Genomic DNA, 20,887 nt, shown 5'->3' with positions numbered 1-20,887 from the left:
CCGCCCCCAACCGAACCACCGACCACGAAGGCCCGACCAAGGTCACGATGAGGACACAAATCCCGTGGTCGGTCTCATGGTCGGGCCGACCATGAACCCCACCACGGCCCATGAACCAGCCCCACCGTCGTGAGGGGGACGGACCAGGCGCCGGACAGACAAGGCTCGACCACGCGAAGGATCGGCACGCCCGCGGCGAATGGGCAGGCCGCGCTGCAGCCAGCCAGCCAGCCAGCCAGCCAGCCAGGCTGCGCACGACATGCGCAAGTCCACGGCGCCCACTGAGACCACGACTGTGCACCCGATTGCGCAGCACCGCAGCCCTCTTGCACAGGCGCCTGCACAGTCGGACGTGCCTGCGCACTCGTCCAGTTACGCAGGTTCGGATGCATTGCACAGCCACCTGCGCAACGCGCAGTCGGCCGATCCCGCAATGAGGATTGCCCATCCATCCCGGGCCTGCGGGGACGGCCATGGTCGGACCGACCACGGGTCCGACCATGGCTGCCGGGTGCGCATGTTGCCCGATCGTGACCGGTGGTCGGGGCTGCTGGTCGGCCTCCTGGTCGTGGTCGGCGGCTGAGCTGAGGGAATGGATCCCGCCCGCCTCACCTCACGCCGTCACCTCGGGCATCTCGCGCCTGCCCGCCCCCTCGAAAGCCTCAACAATTACGCGATCACAGCACCTTGGGATCGGAGATGAGCCGCTTCGGGGCGGGAGTCCGCCGTGGAGTGATGGCGGCGGACCAGTTCACGCAGATCGCCAACGGATTCTTCCGCGACTCTCGGCTGACATTCAAAGCGAAGGGGATCTTCGGCTTCATCAGCACCCACCGCGCCGGCTGGCACGTCACCGTTGCCGACCTCGTGCGCGCCGGACCAGACGGGCGCGACGCCGTGCGCGCCGCCCTGAGCGAACTACAGCGCCACAGCTACCTCATCCGCGAACAACTCAGACACAGCGACGGAACACTCGGCGAGATCGTCTACTCGATCACGGACCACCCCGCCCCCCTCGACGCCGTGCCGACATCCACCAAGGACAAGCCTGCCGGCGCCACTGCACCGGGCGAAGCGGTGCCCCGTGGCGAGGCGGGGGTGCGGCGAGGGGTGATGGCCGCCGACCAGTTCACGCAGATCGCCAATGACCTCTTCCGCGATCCTCGGTTGTCGCTCAAAGCCAAGGGCTTGTTCGGACTCATCAGCACGCACCGGGACGGCTGGCGCATGAGCGTGGCAGACCTGGCGCGCCGCAGCTGCGACGGCGAAGCAGCCGTCAAGAGCGGCCTGCGGGAGCTGGAGAAGCACGGCTTCCTGACCCGGGAACGCGAGCGCCATTCCGACGGAACGCTCGGCGCGACGGCATACCTCATCACCGACCTCCCCGCCGCGAAAGGCAGCAGGTCACAACCGCTGTCGGGATTTCCACCAGTGGGTGACCCGACGTCGGCTCACCGCCCCGCTAAGAACACCACCGTTAAGAAGACCAACAAGCAGAACACCACCCCCATCCGTCCGTGCGACCACGCAGGGGGCACCACACCGGAGGGCAGCGACCAACCCGATGCACCAGCCCCCACCCGGCCCGCTTTCCCGGCAGACGAGATGCATCCAGGCATCCGGCTACTGCTCGAGATCGGAGCCGGCCGCCCCGACCTCCTGCTGACCGGGAAGGCGCTCACCGATCAGGGCCGCGTTGCGACCGTGATGATGGAGGCCGGCTGGAGCAACGAGCAGCTGCGCCACGTCATCACCGGCCGTCCCCTTCCCCACCCGGTGCGCACCAGTGTGGGTGCGATCGTCGCCGCCCGGCTCCGGGCAGCACAGGCCTACCCGCCACCCACCACCGTCAAAGACCACCTGCCGGCGGCCGAACCGTCACCCTTGCCACGCTCTACGACCGCTGCGGCAGCCCGCACGGTCACCGCAGCTCTTGCCTACCGAGCCCTCGTCGAATGCGCCGGCTGCGGCGTGCCCGCTACCGCCCCCGGCGAAGACCTCTGTCCAGCCTGCCTCGGCTGGCCGCCCTGCCGCACCTGCCCCGGCCCGACCCGCAGACGGGCCCACCCCGACAGCGACGGCCGCTGCACGACATGCGCCTCCGCCCTGAGCGGCCAGCCCCAAGGACACGCCCCGTGACAGCCCGCGCGTCGGCGGCGGCCCCCACAGCAGTCGGCGCCCCCTCGACACCCCACCACCGAAGGGACACCACCCCATGCCACAGACGCCACCCTCGTCCGACGATGCCGTCCGCATCTCGGGTGTCTACCTGCTCTTCGCACACGAGCCGTACTACCCCGGCCCCGGCACCCAAGAGATCAACACCACCATTTTGGCCGCAGCTTCGCTGCTCCACCCGCGGGTACAGCAGCCCGACGGCGTCCGGATCCACGACCGCCTCACCCAGAATCGTGAGCGCGGAGAAATCGTGCCGCTGGCCACCCTCACCCACGAACTACGCGGCGGCGCCGACTGGCCCACCATCGGCGACTGGGAACGCGTCACCACCGACCTGCTACAGCTCGTCAGGAACGGGGAGTGCGACGCCCTCAGCATGGGCATGTCCGGGATCGCGCGCGCCCTCGTCTGTACCGGCCCGCACAGCGTTGTACGCGCCCTGCACGGCGTGAGCGGGGAGTTCATCGCCTACGGGCCAACGGAGCGTGGCACTGTCCTCGCCGAGGCAAGCACGTTCCTTGCCCGCATCGTTGCGGAGCGAGACCTCTGGCCGGGCGATGACCTGCTGCCCCCGCTCGGCCAACGCGCTTGAACGCTGTGCGTCGTTGTGAGCAGCGGCTGCAGCACACAGGAACGGACCGGCCGCGTAGGCAGCATCCCCGCGTACACGGGGGCCAGTGGCCGATCACAGATCCAGGGCGGACTCGACGGGACCATCCCCGCGTGCGCGGGGAGCAGTGAGCGACCGAAGCGACCGGCCGACGACGTTGGGGACCATCCCCGCGTGCGCGGGGAGCAGGTTCGTTCGGACGGGGTGTGCTCGTACTCCCAGGGACCATCCCCGCGTGCGCGGGGAGCAGGGCCGGAGCTGGAATCTCCGCGTCCGGGGCTCGGGACCATCCCCGCGTGCGCGGGGAGCAGACGAGGACGGCGGACATGCGGCCGGACTTGGCGGGACCATCCCCGCGTGCGCGGGGAGCAGGCAACTTGCGAGGTTCTCCTCGTGATCGGGTGGGGACCATCCCCGCGTGCGCGGGGAGCAGCATCGTCGCCAACGTGGCGGACGACGCTCTTCGGGACCATCCCCGCGTGCGCGGGGAGCAGTGACCACCGTGCCCACCCAGGACACCCGGGTCGGGACCATCCCCGCGTGCGCGGGGAGCAGTTGAACACGTCGTGCGAAGCGTTCGACGACGGGGGACCATCCCCGCGTGCGCGGGGAGCAGGGCTGCCGGTCAGGCGTGGCCGCAATAGCACTGGGACCATCCCCGCGTGCGCGGGGAGCAGACCCTGCGCGACCTCATCAAACACGGCACATGGGGACCATCCCCGCGTGCGCGGGGAGCAGTGCTGGTCGAGTCGGCGGTACCAGGTGGGGCGGGGACCATCCCCGCGTGCGCGGGGAGCAGCAGGCCTGGAGGAAGTACGAGCAGATCGCATTGGGACCATCCCCGCGTGCGCGGGGAGCAGCCAGACTTGCGCGTGACTACATACCGCCTTAAGGGACCATCCCCGCGTGCGCGGGGAGCAGCATCAGCGTCTGGTCGACCGACGACACGCCCGCGGGACCATCCCCGCGTGCGCGGGGAGCAGGACGCCCTCGGCAATGTAAAGGAGACCGCGAAGGGACCATCCCCGCGTGCGCGGGGAGCAGCCTACCCGGTCGGCGACCTTCTCGAGGTCTTTGGGACCATCCCCGCGTGCGCGGGGAGCAGGACCCGAAGTCGCTGACCATGGTGAGGATCTTGGGACCATCCCCGCGTGCGCGGGGAGCAGTCGTTCGCCATAAGTGCGATGTCCCGCTCTGTGGGACCATCCCCGCCGCAGACAAGCTTTTCGCCACTTTCACCGAATCTCTCATTCCACTCAAACTGACACATAAGCGCTAATCCGGCCACGCGCCTTTCGGGAGCCGCTCCATCACGGCCTCCCCTGACGGAGCGGGGAGCAGCGTGCGGGGTAGCCGTCGCGGCGACGCAGGCCAGGACCATCCCCGCGCGTGCGGGCAGCAAATCTTAGATCATTTTGGATTTGATCAATCCGATGGGCCATCCCCGCGCGTGCGGGGAGCAGGTCGTAGGCGGTGGGCTGAACGTTGGAAGCGAGGGGCCATCCCCGCGGGTGCGGGGAGCAGTCGTCGAGGATCATGCCCAGCACGGTCATGACGGGGCCATCCCCGCGGGTGCGGGGAGCAGGGAAGCTAGAGGGCCCAGGGCCCGCGTGAGGCGGGGCCATCCCCGCGGGTGCGGGGAGCAGATCAGCTCGTCGAAGCGGCGAGACACCTCGGCGGGGCCATCCCCGCGGGTGCGGGGAGCAGGACGAGTTGGTCACGATCCCGGTACCGGCAGCGGGGCCATCCCCGCGGGTGCGGGGAGCAGACATGTCGTCACTCACGAGTGGGCTCCCTGCAGGGGCCATCCCCGCGGGTGCGGGGAGCAGAAGGAGGGCCCCGGGGCGGTCCTCGACGGCGAGGGGCCATCCCTGCGGGTGCGGGGAGCAGTTCACCGACCCCGTCTTCCTCGGCGTGGACCAGGGGCCATCCCCGCGGGTGCGGGGAGCAGCCGGGGTGGCAGCCGGCGAGGTCGTCGAGGAGGGGGCCATCCCCGCGGGTGCGGGGAGCAGCGCGGCGAGACCGGCAGGGATCAGGACGTACCGGGGCCATCCCCGCGGGTGCGGGGAGCAGATTCACCTCCTTCACAGTGACACGATCGTCGGGGGGCCCTCCCCGCGGGTGCGGGGAGCAGACGGAGCACCACGGCGACGACATGGTCACGCCGGGACCATCCCCGCGGGTGCGGGGAGCAGTGGAACGGCAGCGCCTGGCGGCCGATCAACCCGGGACCATCCCCGCGGGTGCGGGGAGCGGGACGGCGAAGACACCAAGGCCAGCATGGAGCGGGGACCATCCCCGCGCGTGCGGGGAGCAGCCACGAACCCGATCCACTGCGCGTCAGCCCGCGGGACATCCCCGCGGGTGCGGGGAGCAGCCCGCTACCAGCGTGGCGACGCCCATGCGCGCGGGGACATCCCCGCGGGTGCGGGGAGCAGGCAGAACCGCACGGGCAGTCGACGAGCCACCGGGGGACATCCCCGCGGGTGCGGGGAGCAGACTGTGTCACCTGTAAGTCTCCCGCTGCGCCAGCAAGCTTTTCACCACTTTCACCGAATCTCCCATTCCACTCAAACTGATACATAGGCTGCAATCCGGCCACGTGCCCTTCGGGAGCCACCAGTCACGCCCCCCTGACGGGGCAGCGAGCAGGGTGCAGGGTGGACTTCGCGGCGACGCAGGCCGGGGCCATCCCCGCGTGCGCGGGGAGCAGGCGTCCAGGCCGGCCCGCACCACCCGTCAGTCGGGACCATCCCCGCGGGTGCGGGGAGCAGGCCACCACCGAGGGCGCCACCCGGCGCGGTGCGGGGCCATCCCCGCGGGTGCGGGGAGCAGCCGACGACGACGTCCTTGGCCCAGCTTCCGACGGGGCCATCCCCGCGGGTGCGGGGAGCAGGCAGGGAACGCCCTCCCGTCGTGGCCGGAGTGGGGACCATCCCCGCGGGTGCGGGGAGCAGTTCACCCGGACCTTCCCACCGGCCCAGATCATGGGACTATCCCCGCGGGTGCGGGGAGCAGTCGCGAAGGCTCAGGCCCTGCTCGACCTGGGCGTGGACCGCAGCGTGGGTGTCGCGGAGCCGGTCCAGGAACTTCCCCGACGGATAGGGCTCGGGTGGCTCCTGGCCGATCGAGGTCTGCACGGACACCGGTTCGGGTTCGTGCGAAGGCCCCGGCTCGACGAGGTTGCGGAGGAGAGCGCGGTGGTGGGATACCAGGCGTTCGACGGCTTTGCCGAGGTTGTGCCAGACATGCCATTTGTCAGCGCAATGCTGGGCCTGCGGGGCGCCGGCGCGGGCGCCTTCGGTGAAGAACGTCGCACGGTCGCGGCAGACGATCTCGACGCCGGGGTGCTCGCGCAGCCATGCGGCCAGGGTCTCGGCCTCGCGGGCGGGCAGCAGGTCCAACGGCTGATGGGTCTCGCAGTCGATCAGGATCGTGCCGTACCGACGGCCCTTCCTGGTCGCGAACTCGTCCACTTCCAGCACCCGCGGCACCGCCCAGACCGGATCCGGCAGCGCCATCACCACGCGAAGCACGGTCATCCGGCTGAGCACAATGCCCAGTACCAGCCGGACCACGGCGCGAGCGGCCAGAACGACACCAAGAGTACCGACGATCCGTTGCAGGACGGGCGTTCGCCGACCGTAGCGGCTGGCAGCCCCTCGACCTGCTCGGCAAAGGTCACCCTCGCGTAGTCGCCGCTGTCGCAGAACAGCCGACGCACCGACAACTCGATGACTACCGGCCGGGCGCCGACCGGCGCATCGGCGATCCTGCGTCCGTAGCGGCTGTGCACCCGTGTCGACAACGTCCCGCACCCTGGACAGACGGCCGCCGTCCCGTCCTTCGTGCTTGCCGCGACCCGCAGCACACCGCTCTCCACCACCACGCGTTCCACCAACACCGTCACCAGGTGCGGGAACACCAACTCCAGCAACGTCTCACACGACCGAAGGATGACGCCCCGAATGACGGAGCGTCACCGGCGCACGGCAGCACGATCCACTTCACGGAATCCGTGCCTGAACCCATTTCAACCGTCGCCGACACCCGCGGGTGCGGGGAGCAATCCTGGACTATCTCGTCTGGGTCGGGTGTGACGGGGCCATCCCCGCGGGTGCGGGGAGCAGTTGAGGCGCTTGGCCATGGTGAGGGCGTAGCAGGGGCCATCCCCGCGGGTGCGGGGAGCAGACAGGCTGACTTATGATCATCTTCACCCCAGCGGGGCCATCCCCGCGGGTGCGGGGAGCAGTTTGACGGCGAGCAGGTCGTGCGGGTGGAGATGGGGCCATCCCCGCGGGTGCGGGGAGCAGCGGGCAGCCGGTTCTACTCCCTCGACGGGATGCGGGCCATCCCCGCGGGTGCGGGGAGCAGGATGCCCGCCTGTTCGGCGGCGTCCAGCAGGAGGGGCCATCCCCGCGGGTGCGGGGAGCAGCGGATGCGGGCGATGCCGAGAGCGGCGGTGTGGGGGCCATCCCCGCGGGTGCGGGGAGCAGTCGATGAACCTGATCACCCAGGGGGATCCCTGGGGGCCATCCCCGCGGGTGCGGGGAGCAGCGCATCGGGCAGACCTTGCCGTCCGTGTCGCCGGGGCCATCCCCGCGGGTGCGGGGAGCAGCTTCGCTCCTCGTCGTGACGCCTGATGTCTACGGGGCCATCCCCGCGGGTGCGGGGAGCAGCACCGTGCGCCGACGTCCGCAACGCCCTCGCCGGGCCATCCCCGCGGGTGCGGGGAGCAGGGTTCCACAGGTAGTCGACGAAGGCGCGCAGCGGGGCCATCCCCGCGGGTGCGGGGAGCAGATCCGGGCGTGCAGGGGCTGTGGGGTGGGCTGGGGGCCATCCCCGCGGGTGCGGGGAGCAGTTTCCGGACCACCTTGATGGGCTTCATCCGCGGGGCCATCCCCGCGGGTGCGGGGAGCAGTCCTCCGGGTACTCGAACATGGTTGCCGTGCAGGGGCCATCCCCGCGGGTGCGGGGAGCAGGCGTGCAGGCGGAAGACTCGTACCGTCTCGGCGGGGCCATCCCCACGGGTGCGGGGAGCAGGATGCTGGTCTCTTCCGGGAGGTGGTCGAGGTGGGGCCATCCCCGCGGGTGCGGGGAGCAGCCGATCCGGATGCGGAGCACGGTCCGGTAGTTGGGGCCATCCCCGCGGGTGCGGGGAGCAGTGCAGGATCTCCCGCCACATGTCGCCGCCCTGGGGGCCATCCCCGCGGGTGCGGGGAGCGGTGCGGGGAGCAGCATGGGGTTCATCCTGTCGTGTCGCGTGGGTGGGGGCCATCCCCGCGGGTGCGGGGAGCAGGCCACTCTCAACGATTTCGCGGTGTGGCCGCCGGGGCCATCCCCGCGGGTGCGGGGAGCAGGGTTACTACCTGGTCACGTCGTGCGCGAGCACGGGGCCATCCCCGCGGGTGCGGGGAGCAGGACGCGTAGTACGCCAGCCTGCCCAGGGCGATGGGGCCATCCCCGCGGGTGCGGGGAGCAGGCCCGCTCATCCCGGCGGCCCGTGGCGCCGTTGGGGCCATCCCCGCGGGTGCGGGGAGCAGGTCTCACCCTTGCGGTGAAGGTGCGCCTGGAAGGGGCCATCCCCGCGGGTGCGGGGAGCAGTTCACGCTTCCGTGCCCGCTACCGGGCGCCTAGGGGCCATCCCCGCGGGTGCGGGGAGCAGAAGGCGTCGCGGACCAACTCGGTTCCACGCCCGGGGCCATCCCCGCGGGTGCGGGGAGCAGATCACCATCGAGAACATCACAGTGTCCGGGACGGGGCCATCCCCGCGGGTGCGGGGAGCAGTTGGTGGGGTCGCAGCCCCAGCGCGGCACCGCGGGGCCATCCCCGCGGGTGCGGGGAGCAGTACCGCGCGGCCGCGTCCATCTTCCGCCACAGGGGGCCATCCCCGCGGGTGCGGGGAGCAGCGGCATCGGCGGAAGGTTCCCCCGGACTGGCCGGGGCCATCCCCGCGGGTGCGGGGAGCAGCGCCGGGCTCGGGCGGGAAGGGACCGGTAGTAGGGGCCATCCCCGCGGGTGCGGGGAGCAGGCAGCCGCTGCAGAGCGGCGTTCGGCCGACGAGGGGCCATCCCCGCGGGTGCGGGGAGCAGCTGACCGTGCGCCCGAAGGCGTCGGACACGGAGGGGCCATCCCCGCGGGTGCGGGGAGCAGAGCATGGTCCAGGCCGACGGCGCCCACCCCGAGGGGCCATCCCCGCGGGTGCGGGGAGCAGCCAGTGCTGCACCATGACGCGTAGCCCGGCCAGGGGCCATCCCCGCGGGTGCGGGGAGCAGATCCTGTTCGAGGGCGACAACGTGGAGATCCAGGGGCCATCCCCGCGGGTGCGGGGAGCAGGGCCAAGCCCAAGGGACGCCGCCCCAACAGGCGGGGCCATCCCCGCGGGTGCGGGGAGCAGCACGTCTCGCCGCTGTCCGTGCTCCCCCACCCGGGGCCATCCCCGCGGGTGCGGGGAGCAGATGATCCACCACACGGTCACGAAGTCCACGCCGGGGCCATCCCCGCGGGTGCGGGGAGCAGAGAACATGTTCTCCGGCAGGGGCCGCTTGGACGGGGCCATCCCCGCGGGTGCGGGGAGCAGAACATGACCTACGGCCAGGGCAACCACTACTCGGGGCCATCCCCGCGGGTGCGGGGAGCAGGGCCAGTCCCCGGAGGCACCCGGCACCCTGATGGGGCCATCCCCGCGGGTGCGGGGAGCAGCGGATGACCAGGCGCGGGTCCTTGGCGGTGAGGGGGCCATCCCCGCGGGTGCGGGGAGCAGGCGTGCACGGAAGCGTTCGTTGCCCAGCATCCGGGGCCATCCCCGCGGGTGCGGGGAGCAGTACAGCCCGTTCGCGGCGCCGGAGGGCGCGAAGGGGCCATCCCCGCGGGTGCGGGGAGCAGCGATCTGGATCACGACCGAACCCGCCCGATTGGGGGCCATCCCCGCGGGTGCGGGGAGCAGTGTCGTCCCGGCGGGTGCTGACCCGCAAGGAGGGGGCCATCCCCGCGGGTGCGGGGAGCAGGACAGCATCGGACGGCACTACTTCCAGGGACCGGGGCCATCCCCGCGGGTGCGGGGAGCAGGAGATCCGGCGGCGAACCATGAGCACCCGGCCGGGGCCATCCCCGCGGGTGCGGGGAGCAGCTGACGTTGACGCGGTCGGGGAGCGGGGTGTTGGGGCCATCCCCGCGGGTGCGGGGAGCAGATTCCCTGGATGTCGGCCAGCGGAGGCGTGATGGGGCCATCCCCGCGGGTGCGGGGAGCAGCGCGCCGCGCTCTACATCCTCCTCGGGACCGTGGGGCCATCCCCGCGGGTGCGGGGAGCAGTCTGGATGACCTGCGGCTTTATCTCGGCCAACGCGAGCTTCTGACAACTTGTCCAGATTCCGACCAACAGCCCATTAGGTGCATATCTCCCATTCGACTGCCGGTAGCGAATGGGTCAGCCTATTGCTTGAGGGTGTCTTCCGTGCCGTAGACAGCTACATCAGTTGTCGATCAGGCCTATTTCATCAATCTCGCCTGCTGAGGCTGGGTTTACATGTATTTATCTTGCATGACTCACGGGGGAGGTCTCCGCTCCGGCTTGCTCTTGCAGCTTCATGCGCCGGCGCGGTCGGTGTGGGCGAAGCATGATCGTGATGCTGATGGGTGGCTGCCGTTGTGGCGGCACATGGAGGACACTGCCGCTGTTGCCGGCTTGCTGTGGGATGAGTGGCTGCCGGCTGGTGTGCGGCGGCTGATCTCTGAGGAGCTGCCTGGTGGCGAGGCGGACGGGCGGAAGCTCGCTGTGTGGCTGGCTGGTGTGCATGACATCGGCAAAGCGACGCCGGCTTTTGCTTGTCAGGTTGACCAGCTCGCTGACGTGATGCGGGCGCAGGGGCTGGAGATGCGGTCTCGTCAGGCGATGGGGGCGGATCGGCGGCTGGCGCCGCATGGCTTGGCGGGGCAAGTTTTGTTGGGGGAGTGGCTTCAGGAGCGGTATGGGTGGGCGGCGCGGTTGACGGGCCAGTTCAGTGTTGCGGTGGGTGGCCATCATGGGGTTCCGCCGGAGAACGGGCAGATCAAGGCGTTGTACGACCATGAGGAGTTGCTGCGTACGCCGGGACCCAGCAGCGGGGTGTGGCGGCAGGTGCAGACCGAGTTGCTGGACGCGTGTGCTGACGCTTTCGGTGTGCGGGGCAGGCTTGAGTCGTGGCAGACGGCGAAACTGCCGCAGCCGGTGCAGGTGCTGCTGACGGCGTTGGTCATCGTCTCCGACTGGATCGCAAGCAATCCGGATCTGTTCCCGTACTTTCCGGAGGCTGCGTCCTGTGATGGGCAGGAGCGGCTGGCGGCGGCGTGGCGGGGGCTGGATCTTCCGGCTGCGTGGCGGCCGGCCGAGCCGGTCGAGGATGTGCAGGAGTTGTTTGCATCGCGGTTCGGGCTTCCGGTGGGAGCGAAGGTCCGGCCGGTGCAGGAGGCGGCGGTGGGGCTGGCGCGGGAGATGGATGCGCCGGGGCTGATGGTCATTGAGGCGCCGATGGGGGAGGGCAAGACGGAGGCGGCGCTTGCTGTGGCAGAGGTTTTTGCGGCGCGTTCGGGTGCGGGCGGGGTGTTTTTCGCGTTGCCGACGATGGCGACGGGCAATGCCATGTTCCCGCGGCTGCTGGAGTGGCTGAAGTTGCTGCCCGCTGCGGACGGTGGGCGTCACTCGGTGCATCTGGCCCATTCCAAGGCGGCCTTGAATGAGGTTTTCGCGGGGTTGCTGGCTCGGGGTGGGCGGGTAGCGGCGGTGGACGTAGACGCTGCCGTGCCGGCGGCGCCAGGGCCTGGGCAGGATGTGCGGTTTGCGGGCAGCGAGCTGGTCGCGCATGCGTGGTTGCGGGGCCGTAAGAAGGCGATGCTGGCGTCGTTCGTGGCCGGTACGGTCGATCAGCTGTTGTTCGCAGGGCTGAAGAGTCGTCACCTGGCGCTTCGTCATCTGGCGGTGGCGGGCAAGGTCGTCGTGATCGATGAGGCGCACGCCTACGACACGTATATGAGTGTCTACCTGGACCGGGTGCTGGCGTGGCTGGGCGCCTACCGGGTTCCGGTGGTGGTGCTGTCGGCGACGTTGCCGGCCAGGCGCCGGCAGCAGCTGGTCGAGGCATACGCCGGCGTGCCGGACGCTTCGGGCGAGAGCCTGTCGGACGAGGTGGCGTATCCGCTGCTGACGGCTGTGGCGCCGGGCCGCAGCCCGGTGGTGCGTCACCCAGGAGCGTCGGCCCGCAGCACGGATGTCCAGGTGGAGCGTCTGGCGGATGGACTGGATGTTCTGGCCGGCCGGCTCGAGCGGGAGCTGGTGGACGGCGGGTGTGTGCTGGTTGTGCGGAATACCGTCAAGCGGGTGCTGGAGACCGCTCGGGTGCTGCGGGAGCGGTTCGGGGAACAGAACGTGACGGTGGCGCACTCGTGTTTCGTCGATGTCGACCGGGCGGCGAAGGACAGTGACCTGCTGCGGCGGTTCGGGCCGCCGGACAGGGCGACGGGACGGCCTGGGGGCTTGCACATTGTGGTGGCCAGCCAGGTGGCCGAGCAGTCTCTGGACGTGGATTTCGATCTGCTGGTCAGTGATCTGTGTCCGGTGGACCTGCTGCTGCAGCGGATGGGCCGGCTGCACCGGCACCAGCGCGGTGCAGGCCAGGCGGAGCGGCCGGTGGGGCTGCGGTCGGCGCGGTGTCTGCTGACCGGGGTGGACTGGGATGCTTCGGTGCCCCTCCCGGTGCGGGGGTCGGTCGCGGTGTATGGGGCGTATGCGCTGCTGCGGTCGGCGGCGGTGCTGCTTCCTCATCTGGACGGCGGGGCGGGGCGGCCGGTGCGGTTGCCTGCGGACATCAGTGTGCTGGTGCAGGGCGCGTACGCGGACGCCCCGGTGGGGCCGCAGGCGTGGGCGCCGGCGTTGGCGGTGGCGCGGGAGCGGTTCGAGCGTCATCGCGTGGATCAGGCGGAGCGGGCGGCGGTGTTCCGGCTCGGTGAGGTGGGCCGTGCGGGCCGGCCGCTGTTCGGGTGGGTGGCCGCCGGGGTGGGCGATGCGGATGACTCGCGTGCCGGGCGGGCGCAGGTGCGTGACAGCCGGGAGAGCCTGGAAGTTGTCGTGGTGCAGCGGAAGGCTGATGGCACGCTCACCACGCTGCCGTGGCTGGAAGCCGACTCGAAGGGGCGGCCGCGCGGCGGTGTTGAGCTGCCGCAGGATCAGACACCTGCATCGTTTGCGGCGCGTGCGGCGGCGAGTTGCGGGCTGCGGCTGCCGATGCAGTTTTCGTACGCGGAGACGATGGACCGGGCGATCGGGGAGCTGGAGCGGCTGCATGTGCGGGCGTGGCAGGGCAAGGACAGTCCGTGGCTTGCCGGTCAGCTGATTCTTGCGCTCGATGAGGATTGTCAGACCCAGCTGGCAGGCTTTGCGCTCTGCTACAGCCAGCTGGATGGCCTGGAGGTGACCCGTGTCTGAACCGATCGGCAGTGGCGCGGATTGTGTTGCGTGTTTCGATCTGACGAGCCGGCCGTGGATCGAGGTCCTCGGCGTGGACGGTGTGCAGCGGGAGTTGTCGCTGCGGGAGGTGTTCGCCCAGGCTGGTGCAGTGCGCCGGATCGTGGGGGAGCTGCCCACGCAGGAGTTCGCTCTGCTGCGGCTGCTGCTGGCCGTCGCCCACGATGCCCTCGACGGGCCGCGCGACATCGAGCACTGGGCTGACGTGTGGGCCGATCCGGAGTGTTTTGCCGGGGTGGGCGCCTATCTCGATGAGCACCGTGACCGGTTCGATCTGCTGCATCCGGCTGTGCCGTTTTTCCAGACTGCGGCGTTGCGCACAGCGAAGGACGAGGTTTTTCCGCTGGCGCGGATCGTGGCCGATGTGCCCAACGGTGAAGCGTTTTTCACCGCGCGGATGCCTACCGTGGAGCGGTTGACGTTCGCTGAGGCGGCCCGCTGGGTCGTGCACGCGCACGCCTTCGACACGTCGGGGATCAAGTCCGGTGCGGTGGGCGATGACCGGGTCAAGGGCGGCAAGGTGTATCCGCTGGGCACCGGGTGGGCCGGTGGTCTGGGTGGCGTTTTCGCGGAAGGCGACACGCTGCGTGAGACGCTGCTGCTGAACCTGGTGGCCGCGGACACCAGTGAAGTGGAGTTCGCGGCTGGTGACCGGCCGGCCTGGCGGCGTGAGCCGTGCGGTCCCGGCAGCAGCGGACGCACCCCCAGTGGTGTGCGGGACGTGTATACGTGGCAGTCGCGCAGACTGCGGCTGCACCACGATGACAGCGGTGTTCACGGTGTGGTGCTCGGTTACGGTGATCCGCTCGCTTCCCGGAACATGCACCGCTATGAGCCGATGACGGCGTGGCGGCGCAGCCTCGCCCAGGAGAAGAAGCTGGGCCAGTCGCCGGTCTACCTGCCGAGGGAACATGATCCGGCCCGGTCGGCGTGGCGTGGTGTTGCCTCGCTTGTCGCTGACCGGGCGGAGACCAGTCAGGGTGCGGAGGCTGCCGCGTATCTGCGGCCGGGGATGCTGGAGTGGATCGCCCGGCTGGTCACCGACGGGGAGTTGCCGCGGGGTTTCCTGATCAGGGCTCGGATCGTGGGTGCCGCGTACGGGACGCAGCAGTCGGTGATCGACGAGGTGGTCGATGACCGGCTGGCGATGCCGGTGGTGCTGTTGCACCGGCAGGACCGGACGTGTGCCCGGCAGGCGATCGGTGCGGCCGAGGACGCCGACCTCGCGGTCCGTGCGCTCGGTGACCTGGCCACCGATCTGGCGCGTGCTGCCGGCTCGGAGGGTGAGGGGCCGCGGTTGGCGGCCCGTGACCTGGGATTTGCCGCGGTGGAGGAGCCCTACCGTGCGTGGCTTGTGGCTCTCGCGCAGGACGGCACCGACCCGTTCGAGCGGCGCCAGGTGTGGCAGCGCGACGTGCACCGTCTGATCGGCCGGCTCGGCGGCCGGCTCATCACGCAGGCCGGTGATGCCGCCTGGCAGGGCAGGACCGTCACCGACAAAAAGGGCACGCAGTGGCTGAATGCGGGCCTGGCCGACCGGTGGTTCCGCGGCCGCCTGGCCCGCACCCTGCCCGGCGCGGCCACGCAGGACGCAGCACCCGGCAGCGGGCTCGCGCTGCCGGCTCCCGCCTCCCCTCACGCCTCTGAACTGGCGGCGCCCGTCCCGTCCGTGACCGACCCGAAGGTGTCCGCATGACCACCACCACGACCGCTGCACCGTCCGTCCGTATGCGGGTCGCCGAGCTGGCCGCAGCGCAGATCACCGGATGGCAGGAGGGCTACCTCAACGACCGGCCCAAGGATGTCGCCGCGCTCGCCCGCCTGCGCCGCGGCGCAGGCCGCGACGCCGCCGACCTGCCCGACTTGTGGACGCTGGTCGACACGGCGCCGCTGCACACCCGCCTCGAGGGTGTGCGACCCCTGAGCGAGGACGAGCTGGTGCGGGCCGAGAACGCCCTGCATGCGGCGCTCACGTTGTGGGCGCTGCACCAGCAGTCCCGCGGCGCGCGCATGCACCGCTCGCACGCATTGAAGCAGCCGGCCGGACTGGGCGCGGCTGCACGCCGCTTGATGCCGCCGGGCGCTATCGACGAGCCGGTGCGCAAGCGTCTGGTGCGGGCCGGCACCGCACCCGATCTGACGAGCCTGTCGCAGCGGCTGCGCGACCTGATCGTGCTGTTGCGCCGCGCGGACATTCCCCTCGACTACGGCCTGCTCGCCGGGCAGCTCTACGCGTGGCAGTGGCCCGGCGGCGCCGGCACCATCCGCCGCGAGTGGGGCCGCTCCTTCCACTCGTGGCAGGACGCGGACGACACTCCTGCGCGCGAGAACGCTGACGACAACCCCTCTCATCCCACGGACCGTGACAAGGACGCCTCGTGAACCGCATCTTCCTGGACGTGCACGCCCTGCAGACCGTCCCGCCGAGCAACTTGAACCGGGACGACACCGGTGCACCCAAGACGGCTGTGTATGGGGGTGTGCCGCGGGCCCGTGTCTCCAGTCAGGCGTGGAAGCGGGCCACCCGTACCTACTTCGACGAGGAGCAGCTGCTTGCGCCGAGCGAGCTCGGGGTGCGGACGAAGAAGGTCGTGGAGGTGCTTGCCGAGCGGATCGCTCTGCTGGATGAGTCGCTGCGCGGGCAGCAGGCGCTCGAGCTCGCCGACGAGACGGTGAAAGCCACCGGGCTGAAGACCGAGGTGCCCAAGCGGAAAGCGGACGCCGCGAAGGAGACCGGGACGGCTGCTGCGCCGGAGGCGAAGTATCTGGTGTTTCTCAGCTCCCGTCAGCTCGACGGCTTGGCCCGCCTCGCTGTCGACGGCGCCAGCGACATCACCGCCTATCTGAAGGACAAGGCGAACAAGGACAAGGCGAAGGAGATCGCGGACAGCCGTCACTCCGTCGACATTGCGCTGTTCGGACGGATGGTCGCCGACGCCGCCGACTACAACGTCGACGCCGCGGTCCAGGTCGCCCACGCCCTCAGCGTCCACCGGGTGGAGAACGAATCCGACTACTACACCGCTGTCGACGACGAGAACACGGAGGAGGAAACCGGCGCCGGAATGATCGGCACCGTCGACTTCAACTCCGCCACCCTCTACCGCTATGCCGCGCTGGGTGTGCACCAGCTCGCTGCGAACCTCGGTGAGGGACTGCGCGAGGACGAGCCGCGCACCGATCCGGTGCGCCGTGCCGTGGAGGCGTTCGTGCACAGCTTCGTCGCCTCACTGCCCACCGGCAAGATCAACACATTCGGTCATCACACCCTGCCCGACGCGGTCGTCGTCAAGCTGCGCACCACCCGCCCGATCAGCTTCGTCGCCGCCTTCGAAGACCCCATCCGCGGTGACCAGGGCGGCCACGTCCGCGAAGCCTCCGACCGGCTCGCCGCCTACATCCCCGACATCGAACGCGCCTACGGCAACGAGGAATCCACCCTCACCTGGGTGCTGCGCGTCGGCCCCAACACCCTCAAACTCGCCGACCTCGGCACCGAGTCCGACACCCTCAGCGACCTCGTCGCCGCCGTCGGCCAGGCCGTCGCCGAACGGCTGGAGCAGCCCGCATGAGCAGCGTGCTCGTTCTGCGTTTGGCAGGCCCCCTGCAGTCCTGGGGGGCCTCCTCCCGTTTCACCCGCCGCACCACCGAATCCGCCCCCACCAAGAGCGGTGTCATCGGCCTGCTCGCCGCCGCCGCAGGTATTCAACGCGGCGATGACACGGCGCTGGCGCCGCTGGCCGCGTTGCGGTTCGGCGTCCGCATCGACCAGCCCGGCACCCGCATCAGGGACTTCCAGACCGCCCACCACGCCGTCAGCGGCAAGTCGATGCCACTGTCGGAGCGTTTCTACCTCGCGGACGCCGTGTTCGTCGCCGCCCTGGAAGGCGAGCACACCGTACTGACACAGGCCTACGCCGCTCTCCAAGCACCGGTGTATCCGCCGTTTCTGGGCCGTCGCTCCTGCCCCCCGGCCGAGCAGCTCGAGCTGGGCCTGCACGAGAACGCTGTACTGGAGAGCGTCCTGGCGCAGGTGCCGTGGCAGGCATCCGCCTGGTATCGCAGACAGCACCGCCGCCACACCCCGGCAGAACTGACCGTGCTGCGCGAGGCGGCAGCCTCCGAACACACCCCTGCGGACAGCCTGCACGACCAGCCGGTCAGCTTCGCCGCCGCACACCGCCGCCACGCCCTGCGCACCGTCGTCACCACCAGCGTGCCCCTGCCCGGCGTCCCGGCCGCCATCCCGGCCGGCGTCCCGGCGCATGACCCGTTCGATGCCCTGGAGGATGAGAGCAGCTGATGTTCCTCTCCCGTTTCCGCGTCAACACGGCGCGGCCCGGCGCCCGGCGCCTGCTGTCCTCACCGCAGGTCATGCACGCCGCCGTCATGTCCGCATTCCCCACCCTGCTGCCCAGCGACACTCCCAGCCCGGACGGGCCGCGCGTGCTGTGGCGCCTGGACCACCAGGCCCGCGCCGAAGTGCTCCTGTACATCGTCAGCCCCGACCGCCCGGACCTGACCCACCTGGTCGAACAAGCCGGCTGGCCGGCCGCGGCCGCCGACCCCGCCACGCCCGGATGGCAGACCAAGCCCTACGCCCCGCTCCTCGACAAGCTTTCTCCAGGCGAGAGCTGGGCCTTCCGGCTGACCGCCAACCCCGTCCACACCATCCGCCGCAAGGACAGCGAACCCCGCAAGATCACCGCCCACCTCACGCCCGTCCACCAGATGCGGTGGCTCCTCGAACGCCAGGAACGCTGCGGCTTCCGCATCCTGGAAAAAAGCGACGACAAGCGGCTGCTGCCTTCTGGGACGACCTACCACGGCAAGCACCAGCACCACGGCGACCAGTACGAACTGTCCGTACGCGACCACAACAGCCGCCCCTTCGACAAGTCCAGAAACACGGCGGAAAACAAGAACGGAAAACCCGTCAGCCTCGTCACCGTCACCTACGACGGCCGCCTCGAAGTCACCGACCCCACCGCCCTGCGCCACGCCCTCACCCACGGCATCGGCCGCGCCAAAGCCTACGGCTGCGGCCTCCTCACCCTCGCACCGCTCAGCGCACCCGCCCCACCGGCCGGCCCGTGAGCACGGTCTCCCAGCGCCAGGCGCTCACCCCGCGACACCTCACCCGCACCGCCGACCGTCTTTCTTTCGTCTATCTGGAACGCTGCATCGTCCACCGGGACGCCAACGCCATCACCGCCCAGGACGCCGAAGGCACCACCCACATCCCCGCCGCCACCATCGGCACCCTTCTCCTCGGCCCCGGCACCCGTGTCACCCACCAGGCCATGAGCGTCCTCGGGGAGACCGGCGCCGCCGTCGCCTGGGTCGGCGAACAGGGCGTGCGCTACTACGCCTCCGGCCGCGCCCTGACCCGCTCCTCCGCCCTCATGGAAGCCCAGGCCCAGCAGTGGGCCAACCCCCGCACCCGCCTCACCGTCGCCCGCGAGATGTACCGCCTGCGCTTCCCCGACGAAGACCCCGCCGGCCTCACCCGACGCGAACTGCTCGGCCACGAAGGCAAAAGAGTCAAAGACTGCTACCGCGCCCAGGCCGCCCGCACCGGCATCCCCTGGCACGGCCGGCGTTACACCCCCGGCGACTTCAGCAGCGGGGACGCCGTCAACCAGGCCATCACCGCCGCCGCCCAGTGCATGTACGGCATCGCCCACGCCGTCGTCACCTCACTGGGCTGCAGCCCCGCCCTCGGCTTCGTCCACTCCGGCCACGAACTCTCCTTCGTCCTCGACATCGCCGACCTCTACAAGACCCACATCGGGATCCCTCTCGCTTTTGACGTTGCCGCCCTTGGTGACGAGGACATCGGCTCCCGCACCCGCCGCGCCCTGCGCGACCGCATCAACGAAACTTCTCTCCTCAACCAGTGCGTCGACGACATCAAACAGCTCCTGCTGCCGGCGACGGCAGACGCTGCTCCCGCAGGCGATGACCGGGACGTGGTCATGCTCCAGAGCGACGGCGGCCACCATGTCGCCTCCGGCATCAACCACGACGGCCCTGACGATTACGCAGGCGGACTCTGGTGACTGTCATCGTCCTCACCAACTGCCCCGCCGGCCTCCGAGGCTTCCTCACCCGCTGGCTCCTCGAAATCTCCGCGGGCGTGTTCGTCGGCAATCCCAGCGCCCGTATCCGCGACGTCCTCTGGGACGAAGTCCAGCAGTACGCCGGCCAGGGCCGCGCCCTGCTCGCCCACACCACCAACAACGAACAGGGCTTCACCTTCCGCACCCACGACCACGCCTGGCATCCCACCGACCACGAAGGCATCACCCTCATCCGTCGCCCCGACCCGAACGCGCCCGCGCCGCGTTCTGTATCCGGCACCACCTCACCCACCAGCGCTCAGAGCCCACCAACCGGCTGGAGCAAGGCGTCCAAACGCCGACGCTTCGGCAAGGGCTAACAATGGACGCACGATATGAACCTTTCGCCGGAATTTAAGAAAGTGGTCGGAAAGCAGCAGCGGCCACGGTAAAACTGCAGGTCATTGAGTCTGCTCCCCGCACCCGCGGGGATGGTCCCGCGTGGCCGATGGGGAGGCCGATCGATTTCACCTGCTCCCCGCACCCGCGGGGATGGTCCCGCCATCCCCACCCCGCCCACGGACAGGTCGTCCTGCTCCCCGCACCCGCGGGGATGGTCCCGCTGCTGCGCTACGCAGGTACTGGGGACCGTCGCTGCTCCCCGCACCCGCGGGGATGGTCCCGACAGCTTGCCCGCGGCGACGGCCGTGAGGAACTGCTCCCCGCACCCGCGGGGATGGTCCCTGCTCACCCGCCGGCCCGTGGACGGTGGCCGTCTGCTCCCCGCACCCGCGGGGATGGTCCCAGCGAGCCCATCGCCTGGGCCTTCATCAGCGGCTGCTCCCCGCACCCGCGGGGATGGTCCCGAACGCCACTGCCCGCTGCACGAGCAGGAGGCCTGCTCCCCGCACCCGCGGGGATGGTCCCACCTGCACCGTGCCGCTGACGACCGGTACGTCCTGCTCCCCGCACCCGCGGGGATGGTCCCACGAGATTGCGGGCGCCGGTCACCCGGACGCGCTGCTCCCCGCACCCGCGGGGATGGTCCCCAGCGAGTCAGGAGCGGACATGACAACCTGCACTGCTCCCCGCACCCGCGGGGATGGTCCCTTCTCGTCGACAGCTGGGAAGAGACCCTGCTGCTGCTCCCCGCACCCGCGGGGATGGTCCCCTGCCGTTGTCGCGGTGCCGGTTGAGGTAGCGCTGCTCCCCGCACCCGCGGGGATGGTCCCGGGACCACGGGAGGCGCTTTCGTACCTCCGGACTGCTCCCCGCACCCGCGGGGATGGTCCCGGCACGGGAGCCACGGCCTCGAACACGGCCACCTGCTCCCCGCACCCGCGGGGATGGTCCCGCAGACGACGCACTCCGACGAGCCGAAGAGACCTGCTCCCCGCACCCGCGGGGATGGTCCCGACCGGGTCTCCGTCACCGGGTAGAAGCACCTGTCGGCAGCGGCTCAATTTGAGGCCAGTTTGAGCGGGTCAATCGTGGGCCATCGTGTGCTCTCGTGGTTGTGTCAGTTGCTGTCGTTGCAGGTC

The 20,887-nt window shown here is 70.5% G+C and carries 11 protein-coding genes, 1 pseudogene and 4 CRISPR repeat arrays; of the genes and pseudogenes, 10 read left to right on the top strand and 2 right to left on the bottom strand.

Annotation, left to right across the window (positions count from 1 at the left end; all coding sequences use genetic code 11):
• Positions 1 to 699 precede the first annotated feature (699 nt).
• Positions 700 to 2,139 carry a helix-turn-helix domain-containing protein gene (locus tag ACWCQK_RS37335; RefSeq protein WP_451162936.1) on the top strand — a complete coding sequence of 480 codons (1,440 nt, stop codon included), beginning with the start codon at positions 700 to 702 and terminating at the stop codon, positions 2,137 to 2,139.
• Between the two features lie 76 nt (positions 2,140 to 2,215).
• Positions 2,216 to 2,770 (top strand): hypothetical protein, encoded by a 555-nt coding sequence (locus ACWCQK_RS37330; RefSeq protein ID WP_451162934.1) that lies wholly within the window; start codon positions 2,216 to 2,218, stop codon positions 2,768 to 2,770.
• Between the two features lie 117 nt (positions 2,771 to 2,887).
• Positions 2,888 to 3,954: direct repeats of the CRISPR family, unit length 29 nt.
• A gap of 1,517 nt (positions 3,955 to 5,471) precedes the next feature.
• A CRISPR array of direct repeats spans positions 5,472 to 5,806; the repeat unit is 29 nt; unit sequence GGGGCCATCCCCGCGGGTGCGGGGAGCAG.
• Positions 5,807 to 6,045: 239 nt separating this feature from the next.
• Here ACWCQK_RS37330 and ACWCQK_RS37325 read toward each other — a convergent pair.
• A pseudogene (locus ACWCQK_RS37325) lies at positions 6,046 to 6,309 on the bottom strand (ISL3 family transposase); the annotation flags it as partial.
• A gap of 17 nt (positions 6,310 to 6,326) precedes the next feature.
• Positions 6,327 to 6,584, bottom strand: a complete 258-nt coding sequence (locus tag ACWCQK_RS37320; protein ID WP_451162964.1) for a hypothetical protein — start codon at positions 6,582 to 6,584, stop codon at positions 6,327 to 6,329.
• 304 nt (positions 6,585 to 6,888) lie between these two features.
• Positions 6,889 to 10,100: a CRISPR direct-repeat array (repeat unit 29 nt; unit sequence GGGGCCATCCCCGCGGGTGCGGGGAGCAG).
• 259 nt (positions 10,101 to 10,359) lie between these two features.
• Between ACWCQK_RS37320 and cas3 the strand changes: the two genes are divergently transcribed.
• Genes cas3 through cas2e form a run of 8 tightly spaced genes read left to right on the top strand, consistent with a single transcriptional unit; the run spans position 10,360 to position 19,726 of the window.
• On the top strand, positions 10,360 to 13,245 hold the full coding sequence (gene cas3 / locus ACWCQK_RS37315) for a CRISPR-associated helicase Cas3' (RefSeq protein ID WP_451162932.1): 2,886 nt from the start codon (positions 10,360 to 10,362) through the stop codon (positions 13,243 to 13,245).
• On the top strand, positions 13,238 to 14,980 hold the full coding sequence (gene casA / locus ACWCQK_RS37310; RefSeq protein WP_451162930.1) for a type I-E CRISPR-associated protein Cse1/CasA: 1,743 nt from the start codon (positions 13,238 to 13,240) through the stop codon (positions 14,978 to 14,980). The genes cas3 and casA overlap by 8 nt, the downstream gene beginning before the upstream one ends.
• Positions 14,977 to 15,666 carry a type I-E CRISPR-associated protein Cse2/CasB gene (casB, locus tag ACWCQK_RS37305; RefSeq protein WP_451162928.1) on the top strand — a complete coding sequence of 230 codons (690 nt, stop codon included), beginning with the start codon at positions 14,977 to 14,979 and terminating at the stop codon, positions 15,664 to 15,666. Before casA ends, casB begins: the two co-directional genes overlap by 4 nt.
• Positions 15,663 to 16,856 carry a type I-E CRISPR-associated protein Cas7/Cse4/CasC gene (gene cas7e / locus ACWCQK_RS37300; RefSeq protein WP_451162926.1) on the top strand — a complete coding sequence of 398 codons (1,194 nt, stop codon included), beginning with the start codon at positions 15,663 to 15,665 and terminating at the stop codon, positions 16,854 to 16,856. The genes casB and cas7e overlap by 4 nt, the downstream gene beginning before the upstream one ends.
• Complete coding sequence (gene cas5e / locus ACWCQK_RS37295) at positions 16,853 to 17,587, top strand: type I-E CRISPR-associated protein Cas5/CasD (protein ID WP_451162924.1); 735 nt, start codon at positions 16,853 to 16,855, stop codon at positions 17,585 to 17,587. The genes cas7e and cas5e overlap by 4 nt, the downstream gene beginning before the upstream one ends.
• The gene (cas6e, locus tag ACWCQK_RS37290; RefSeq protein WP_451162922.1) at positions 17,587 to 18,381 is read left to right on the top strand and encodes a type I-E CRISPR-associated protein Cas6/Cse3/CasE; all 795 of its coding nucleotides are present in this window, start codon (positions 17,587 to 17,589) and stop codon (positions 18,379 to 18,381) included. The genes cas5e and cas6e overlap by 1 nt, the downstream gene beginning before the upstream one ends.
• Positions 18,378 to 19,346, top strand: a complete 969-nt coding sequence (gene cas1e, locus ACWCQK_RS37285) for a type I-E CRISPR-associated endonuclease Cas1e (protein ID WP_451162920.1) — start codon at positions 18,378 to 18,380, stop codon at positions 19,344 to 19,346. The genes cas6e and cas1e overlap by 4 nt, the downstream gene beginning before the upstream one ends.
• Positions 19,343 to 19,726 carry a type I-E CRISPR-associated endoribonuclease Cas2e gene (gene cas2e / locus ACWCQK_RS37280; RefSeq protein ID WP_451162918.1) on the top strand — a complete coding sequence of 128 codons (384 nt, stop codon included), beginning with the start codon at positions 19,343 to 19,345 and terminating at the stop codon, positions 19,724 to 19,726. The genes cas1e and cas2e overlap by 4 nt, the downstream gene beginning before the upstream one ends.
• Positions 19,727 to 19,816: 90 nt before the next feature.
• Positions 19,817 to 20,761: direct repeats of the CRISPR family, unit length 29 nt; unit sequence CTGCTCCCCGCACCCGCGGGGATGGTCCC.
• Positions 20,762 to 20,887 lie beyond the last annotated feature (126 nt).

The organism is Streptomyces sp. NPDC002306, assembly GCF_053593435.1.
This window is presented reverse-complemented; position numbering and strand designations above follow the sequence as displayed.

Bases quoted from the DNA above. Each gene is read 5' to 3' on its own strand.
- ACWCQK_RS37335 (WP_451162936.1), top strand. From the start codon at position 700: ATGAGCCGCTTCGGGGCGGGAGTCCGCCGTGGAGTGATGGCGGCGGAC.
- ACWCQK_RS37330 (WP_451162934.1), top strand. From the start codon at position 2,216: ATGCCACAGACGCCACCCTCGTCCGACGATGCCGTCCGCATCTCGGGT.
- casB (WP_451162928.1), top strand. From the start codon at position 14,977: ATGACCACCACCACGACCGCTGCACCGTCCGTCCGTATGCGGGTCGCC.
- cas5e (WP_451162924.1), top strand. From the start codon at position 16,853: ATGAGCAGCGTGCTCGTTCTGCGTTTGGCAGGCCCCCTGCAGTCCTGG.
- cas6e (WP_451162922.1), top strand. From the start codon at position 17,587: ATGTTCCTCTCCCGTTTCCGCGTCAACACGGCGCGGCCCGGCGCCCGG.